The sequence below is a fragment of the Microcystis sp. BLCC-F209 genome (assembly GCF_041928595.1).
Taxonomy (GTDB): domain Bacteria; phylum Cyanobacteriota; class Cyanobacteriia; order Cyanobacteriales; family Microcystaceae; genus Microcystis.
Genome location: NZ_JBHFLL010000281.1, coordinates 1 through 7127 on the forward strand (window position 1 = coordinate 1; position 7127 = coordinate 7127).

General features: G+C 45.5%; 7 protein-coding genes. 3 read left to right on the forward strand and 4 right to left on the reverse strand.

From position 1 onward, the window contains the following. Window positions 1-292: 292 nt before the first annotated feature. Window positions 293-586, forward strand: a complete 294-nt coding sequence (locus ACE1AQ_RS17930; protein ID WP_253852090.1) for a HigA family addiction module antitoxin — start codon at window positions 293-295, stop codon at window positions 584-586. A gap of 198 nt (window positions 587-784) precedes the next feature. On the opposite strand, the gene murB is transcribed toward ACE1AQ_RS17930, so the two are convergent. Next, window positions 785-1663: a UDP-N-acetylmuramate dehydrogenase gene (gene murB / locus ACE1AQ_RS17935; protein WP_110546065.1), complete on the reverse strand. Its 879-nt coding sequence runs from the start codon at window positions 1661-1663 to the stop codon at window positions 785-787. A 230-nt stretch (window positions 1664-1893) separates the two neighbouring features. Next, on the reverse strand, window positions 1894-3321 hold the full coding sequence (murC, locus tag ACE1AQ_RS17940; RefSeq protein WP_008205910.1) for a UDP-N-acetylmuramate--L-alanine ligase: 1428 nt from the start codon (window positions 3319-3321) through the stop codon (window positions 1894-1896). Between the two features lie 402 nt (window positions 3322-3723). On the opposite strand from murC, the gene ACE1AQ_RS17945 reads away from it, so the two are divergent. Continuing rightward, window positions 3724-4740: a type I glyceraldehyde-3-phosphate dehydrogenase gene (locus tag ACE1AQ_RS17945; protein WP_039900510.1), complete on the forward strand. Its 1017-nt coding sequence runs from the start codon at window positions 3724-3726 to the stop codon at window positions 4738-4740. 95 nt (window positions 4741-4835) lie between these two features. Here the strand turns inward: ACE1AQ_RS17945 and fetB are convergent, their stop codons facing one another. Continuing rightward, window positions 4836-5612, reverse strand: coding sequence for an ABC transporter permease (fetB, locus tag ACE1AQ_RS17950; protein WP_008205913.1), 777 nt, complete (start codon window positions 5610-5612; stop codon window positions 4836-4838). A gap of 126 nt (window positions 5613-5738) precedes the next feature. On the opposite strand from fetB, the gene ACE1AQ_RS17955 reads away from it, so the two are divergent. Beyond that, a complete protein-coding gene (locus ACE1AQ_RS17955; RefSeq protein WP_008205915.1) occupies window positions 5739-6851 on the forward strand; it encodes a DegT/DnrJ/EryC1/StrS aminotransferase family protein in 1113 nt (370 codons plus the stop codon). Between the two features lie 14 nt (window positions 6852-6865). Here the strand turns inward: ACE1AQ_RS17955 and ACE1AQ_RS17960 are convergent. Then, the coding region (locus ACE1AQ_RS17960; protein WP_374808933.1) for a hypothetical protein at window positions 6866-7127 on the reverse strand (262 nt) is incomplete at its 5' end.

The window sequence follows — 7127 nt, forward strand, 5'->3', positions numbered from 1 at the left end:
GATCAAGGGTTGCGCTTGCTTTGGTTTAACCTGAGCGACTTAGTTTTTGCTGCGCTTTTTTCTGGCTTGAGATTTTAGGTTCGACAGCAACTCCTTGATTGTTTTTTGAGTTACCCCTTGACAATCAAGACAGTCGCTACAATAATTGCTTACCCAGATTGGTACTTCATGAACTGGCAGGGCAACGTAAAGGAACCTGGACGGTGAGAGTATCTGGAAACTGGCGGATCACTTTCACCTTTGACGGTGTTGGTGCTTGTGATGTCGATCTTGAGGACTACCACTGATGAAAATGCATAATCCACCACATCCTGGTGAAGTTCTTAAAGAACTTTGTCTCGAACCTTTGAATCTGACTGTGACTGAGGCTGCTGAAGCATTGGGTGTAAGTCGAAAAACCCTATCTGCCATCTTAAATGGTAGGGCAGGTATTAGCCCCGAAATGGCAATTCGCTTAGGGAAAGCTTTCGATACATCTCCTGAAAGTTGGCTCAATCAGCAAATGCAATACGATCTATGGCAAGCAGAGCAGACAATTGGCAATATCAAAGTCAAACGGCTATCAGTGCGATCAGCGATCGCGTAGGGTGCGTTAATTAAATGTAACGCACCCCCCACGAGATATATTAAAAATAGCAATCTTGTAGGGTGCGTTCCCTAATGTGGCTCCTACTGCTCCACCAATAGATTTTTGGGGAACGCACCATGCTAGAGGATTATAAAAATATCTGCTGTCGCACTCCAGCCCATCGCGGCTGAGTTCAACCGTTATCGAGAAAAATAGTTAAATCCCGTCAAATTCCCCTAAAACTTTCACTTCTGGTTCTAACCAGAGAGACCAGCGATCGAACACTTGTTCCTGCACATGACGAATTAAACGCAGAATATCCGAGGCTTTTGCTGAACCAATATTCAGGATAAAATTAGCGTGTAATTCTGATACTTGCGCCCCACCAATTTGATAACCTTTTAATCCCATTCCCTCAATTAAAGCCCCGGCAAATTGCGGTTTAGGATTGCGGAAAACACTACCACAACTGGGACGATCATAGGGTTGGGTACTTTTGCGATGGCGTAAATTATGGGTAGTAATTGCCATTATTTCCTCACAATTATCGGTAGCTTCTAACTGAAATGTGGCTTCGACAACTAAACGTTGATTCCCTTGCAGAGAAGAACTGCGATAACTATAATTTAAATCTTCTTTGCTTAAAGTTTCTAACTGACCATCGGGATTTAATACCAGCGCCCGCACTAATCGATCCGCCACACAGGAGGTATGTGCGCCCGCATTCATCACCACAGCACCCCCCACCGTACCGGGGATACCCACCGCCCATTCTAAGCCCTTCCAGCCCCGTTTTGCCGCTCTCCAAGCTATTTTTGGCAGGGGTTCCCCCGCCGCTGCTGTAATCGTAGCAGTTTCGGCATCAAAACAACTCGATCGCAGATGGCGAGTATTGAGGACAAGTCCGGGTAAACCTCGATCGCTGATCAGTAAATTTGAACCAGCCCCCAAAACATTCAAAGGTAAATCTTGCGCTCGCCACCAAGCGAACACTTCTCTTAATTCCTCTAGATTAACTGGTTCGGCATACCATTGCGCTCTTCCCCCCACCCGGTAGGAAGTGAACTCAGCTAGAGAAACAGAGGATTTAATCATAGGGTTTTAGGGATTGGAAATTATAAATTATGAATTATAAATTGGGGGTTGGGGAGATGGGGAGCAAAGGAGCAGAAAGTAGGTTGGGTTGAAGCATGAAACTCAACACCCGCAGGGGTTACGCTGCCGCTAACCCATCCTACAAATAATTGTGCCTCCCTACTTATTTAATACTGCTCACTTAAAAACTCAAATCTGATAACTGATAACTGATAACTGATAACTGAATCCTATACTCTAACTGCTAATTGTTCACGGTAAAGAGAGAGCATTTCGGGGATAACTTGATTGAGATTGCCAGCGCCGAGGAACAGAGCCAGATCCCCTGGTTGGAGAATTTCTAGCAGGAATTGACCTAAAGAACTCAATTCAGGGTGATAGTAGGCGTTTTTATGGTGTTTTCTCACCTGTTCGACCACTTGCTGCCCGGTGACGTGATTGATATTCACTTCCCCAGCACTATAAATATCCGTTAAGACTACCACATCGGCGGAACTGAAAGCGGAGCCGAATTCCTCTAAAAAGGCAGTGGTGCGACTGTAGCGATGGGGTTGGAAAATAGCGATCGAACGTTGGTACTGTTTGCCTTCTACCTTCAATTTTGCCGCCGCTAACGTGGCCAACAATTCGCTAGGATGATGGGCATAATCATCGATAAAAGTAATGCCGTTTGCCTCTCCCTTGTGTTCAAAACGGCGTTTTGCCCCAGCAAAAGTAGCGATCGCATCGGCAATAACGGCAAATTCTAAACCGAGATAACGTCCGATAGCAACCACTGCCAAAGCATTACTAATATTATGTTGCCCCGGGATTTTCACTTCCATTTGTCCAAGATAACCGCCTTTTTCCCAGACGGAAGCTTTCATCATTCCCTGTTCATAGATAATCTCGCTGACGGTGTAATCGGCACCTTTTTCGGGATCGAGACTATAACTGATTGTCGGACGGAAATGCTCGGCGATCGTGTCACAATCTAAACAAGCGACTAAAATCTGGCACTGATGGGCGAATTCATGGAAAGTATCGATAACTTCGCTTAAATTATGGTAATGATCCGGGTGATCTAGCTCAATATTAGTGATTACGCCGATTTTCGGGGCGTGTTTGGTCAGGGAACCATCGGACTCATCGGCCTCTGCCACTAAAAAACGACCTTGACCGAGACGAGCGTTACCTTCCCACGCGTCCACCTCACCACCGACAATGATCGTGGGGTCTAATCCCGCTTCTAACAAAACGTAACCGATTAGGCTGCTAGTGGTGGTTTTGCCGTGGGTTCCAGCAACGGCGATACTGTCATAATCAGCGATTAAAGCCGCTAAAACGTCGCTACGGTGAAAAATTGGGTATCCTAAGTCTCTGGCCGCTTGATATTCCTTATTATGGTCATTAATCGCCGTGGAGCAGATTACTTGCGGAACTGTTTGGCTACTGTTTTGAGGGACCGGAGAATGAAATACAGCTAAATTATTGGCCTCTTGACGGTGGAAAATCTGCGCTCCCGCTCCCTGTAGCCGTTGGGTAATATGAGTAGGACGTAAATCAGAGCCAGACACGGGTAAATTGCGCTTGGCTAGGATATAAGCGAGGGCTGACATCCCAATACCGCCAATACCGATAAAATGGAAAGGTTGGCCGTTAAACTTAACTTTTTTCACTGTTTTCACTCCTCAGACCCACGATTATATAAGTTTTAAACTCGATCGGTAGTAAAGTCAACTTCATGATAGGGGCATTTGACCAGAATTCCCAAATGTTGCCCGGTCCCCCTGCAACATCCTTGACGCAGAATTAAAATTTTTTCTCCCAATTCCTTTTTTCTAGGCTGCGAGGAGTGGGGAGTGGGAAGTGGGGTGTGAGGTGTGGGGAGTGGGGAGTGGGGAGTGGGGAGAATAAATAAAAATAGTCTCCTGTCTCGGAGTCTCCTGTCTCGGAGTCTCCTCAATGGTGAGCTAATAAATTATTTTCGATCGGGATCGCAAAGTTCAACCTTTAAGGTATGATTGGGAACATTAATTATTTTTTTATGTATTGCACTAAAACGTAGAGGGCAAGCAGCAGTGATTAGAGTAGCGATCAATGGTTTCGGACGGATTGGACGTAATTTCCTAAGATGTTGGTTAGGAAGGACTAATAGTGGCTTGGAGGTAGTGGGGATCAATGATACATCCGATCCCCGGAGTAACGCTCACCTGCTCAAATATGACTCGATGTTAGGCAAACTTAACGCTAATATCGATGCCGATGATAATTCTTTAATTGTTAACGGTAAAACTATTAAATGTTATTCCGATCGCAATCCCCTCAATCTGCCCTGGGCAGAATGGGGTGTAGATCTGATTATCGAGGCTACCGGTGTTTTCGTCGATGAAGAGGGCGCTTCTAAGCATATTGTCGCAGGAGCTAAAAAAGTCCTCATTACCGCACCGGGTAAAGGTTCGGGTGTGGGAACCTATGTGGTTGGTGTCAACGCTGACGAATACGAACACGATAAATACAACGTCATCAGTAATGCCAGTTGTACCACCAACTGTCTGGCTCCTGTCGTTAAAGTGATTCACGAAAACTTCGGCATCATCAAAGGGACGATGACCACCACCCACAGTTACACTGGTGATCAACGGATTCTGGATGCTAGTCACCGGGATCTGCGTCGCGCTCGCGCCGCCGCCGTTAACATCGTTCCCACCTCCACCGGCGCCGCCAAGGCTGTAGCCTTAGTTATCCCGGAAATGAAAGGGAAACTTAACGGTATCGCTCTGCGGGTACCCACTCCTAACGTTTCTGTGGTGGATTTAGTGGCGCAAGTGGAAAAAAGCACGATCGCGGAACAGGTAAACGAAGTCCTCAAAGAAGCTTCGGAAAATTCTTTGAAAGGAATTCTCGAATATAATGATTTACCTCTCGTTTCCTCTGATTATCGCGGTGTTGATGCCTCCTCGATCGTTGATGCTAGTCTCACCATGGTGATGGGTGGCGATATGGTAAAAGTTATCGCTTGGTACGATAACGAATGGGGTTACTCCCAACGGGTGGTTGATCTCGCTGAAGTCGTTGCCAGCAAGTGGAAGGCCTAATTTTTGGCCGTTAGGGGATAGGGAAATGGTGGAATGGGGGAATTCAACTAACACCCCAACACCCTAAAACCCTAACCCCCGCCCCCCGATTCCTTTCAACTGATAAGTGATAAATTCTCACCGAAAAAGCGCCGATAGATTCCCTCTGTCACCAATTGTGCGGTGATTAGGTTAGCTAGGGCAATCATAAACAGGATCAGTATCTGGTAGGAAGCGGCGTTTAAAGGTTCACTTCCTGCCAATACCTGTCCGGTGAACATTCCGGGTAAACTGACTAAACCCACTACCATCATCTGATTGAGGGTGGGGATTAAACTAGCTCGAATCGCCGCTTTTTGATAGGATGCGATCGCTTGTTGAGGGGTTGCCCCCAAACAAAGATGGGTTTCGATTTCTAAACGGTGACTTTTAATCGCACTGCTTAATCTTTCCCCGGCTAAAGAGGCACTATTCATCGCTTGCCCTAACACCATCCCCGTCAAGGGAATTAAGTATTGGGGTGAGTACCATTGTTCTGGTTGAATAATTAAAGCGATCGCATAACCTAAAGTTAGACAGCTACTAATCAATAAAGAGCCGAAAACTAGGGGTAATAAGCCTTTATCTCGGCTATCGATGCGATTTTTAGCAACAATAGTCGCGATAGTCATCATCACTGCCAAAATCCCCAGCACTGCTAGAGGATTATCGAGGGAAAAAATAACGGCGATAACGTAGCCTACCACTAATAATTGCAGGATCGAGCGACCGGTCGCTAATAATAATTGTCCCTCTAGGGCTAAATTTGACCAACGGGAGAGGAGTAAACAAATGCCCATCATCCCCAAAGCCCAACCCAAATCCACCAGATTTAGTTCTACTAATCCATCCATAAAAATAAAAGAAACAAATTACAAGGGTACTTCATCTATAAATAGCAAGTTTATAATTATTTTTGACTAATTATTCCTTCTTTTCGCCAACAAATCCCGATTAGTCTCTAATTTGAGTGAAAGCGCGTGAGTACAATTCCCCCCGTCGATTTATCCCGTCAATACCAAGTCATCAGCGAAGAAGCTAACCATGCCGTTTTAGAAATCCTCCGTTCTGGGCGCTACATTGGCGGTGAAGCTGTGAGCGAATTAGAACGACAATTTGCCCTCTATCATGGTGTTAGCGATTGTGTCGCCTGTAATTCGGGAACCGATGCCCTTTATCTGGCACTGCGCGCCCTCGGTATTCAAGCGGGGGATGAAGTCATCACTTCTACTTTTTCGTTTATTGCCACCGCCGAAGCGATTAATTTAGTCGGGGCAGTGCCGGTTTTTGTCGATATCGATATTAATACTTTTAACCTCGATGTGGCACTGTTGGAAAAAGCGCTTACTCCCCAGACTAAAGCGATTATCCCAGTACACCTTTTTGGGCAATCTGTCAATATGTCTGAGGTGGTAAATTTCGCTCGTTCCCATAATTTATTGGTGATTGAGGATTGCGCTCAAGCAACGGGAGCAGAATGGCATGGGCAGAAAGTGGGGAGTATCGGCGATATTGGCTGTTTTAGCTTCTTTCCCACCAAAAATTTAGGCGGTTGTGGCGATGGTGGCGCAATTACCACCAATAACCCCGAGTTAGCGGCACAAATTCGCATGATTAAAGAACACGGCAGCAAGGTGCGTTATCTCCATGAGGTAATCGGGGTGAATAGCCGCTTAGATGCCATTCAAGCGGTTATTTTGCAAATTAAGCTGAAATATCTCGATTTTTGGAATAATCAACGGATCGAGATTGCCCAACGTTATCGGGAATTACTGCAACCTTTGCCTAATATCACTTTACCCGCCGCTTTAGCCGGGGGTAAGCACGTTTGGAATCAGTACACAATCCTAACGGAAAATCGTGACCAAATTCGGGCAGCTTTGCAGGAAAAAGATGTCCTATCTATGGTTTATTATCCGATTCCCCTACATTTACAGCCGGTTTATCAGTATTTAGGCTATAAAAAAGGTGATTTACCCATGGCTGAATTGGCCAGCGAAAAAGTGTTATCTTTACCTATGTTCCCCGATTTAAGCTTCGAGGAACAACAACAGGTAGCCTACGCGCTGAAAGATTGTTTGCATAGTTCCTAAGTTATCAGTAGGAATTATAAAGGTTTTCGATATTTTGACCAGATAGCGCCTCGAAAACTTACTTTTACAGGAGGTTTAGCTAAATTAACCCTATTGTTAAGGATATTAGCTAGAGCAGTGGCTCTCCCCGATTTGGTGGGTAAAATGTATTCTAAGATACAGTTTTGCGGGCAAGTGAGTGGAAGGGGAACCACAGAGACACAAAGGACACAGAGATCGATCACTACTATATAAGTTAAACTGGTCGCAACGCGCTCGCTACGCGAGATCACACAA

Coding starts and splice junctions, on each gene's coding strand:
- ACE1AQ_RS17930 (WP_253852090.1), top strand. CDS start 293: ATGCATAATCCACCACATCCTGGTGAAGTTCTTAAAGAACTTTGTCTC.
- murB (WP_110546065.1), bottom strand. CDS start 1,663: ATGATTAAATCCTCTGTTTCTCTAGCTGAGTTCACTTCCTACCGGGTG.
- fetB (WP_008205913.1), bottom strand. CDS start 5,612: ATGGATGGATTAGTAGAACTAAATCTGGTGGATTTGGGTTGGGCTTTG.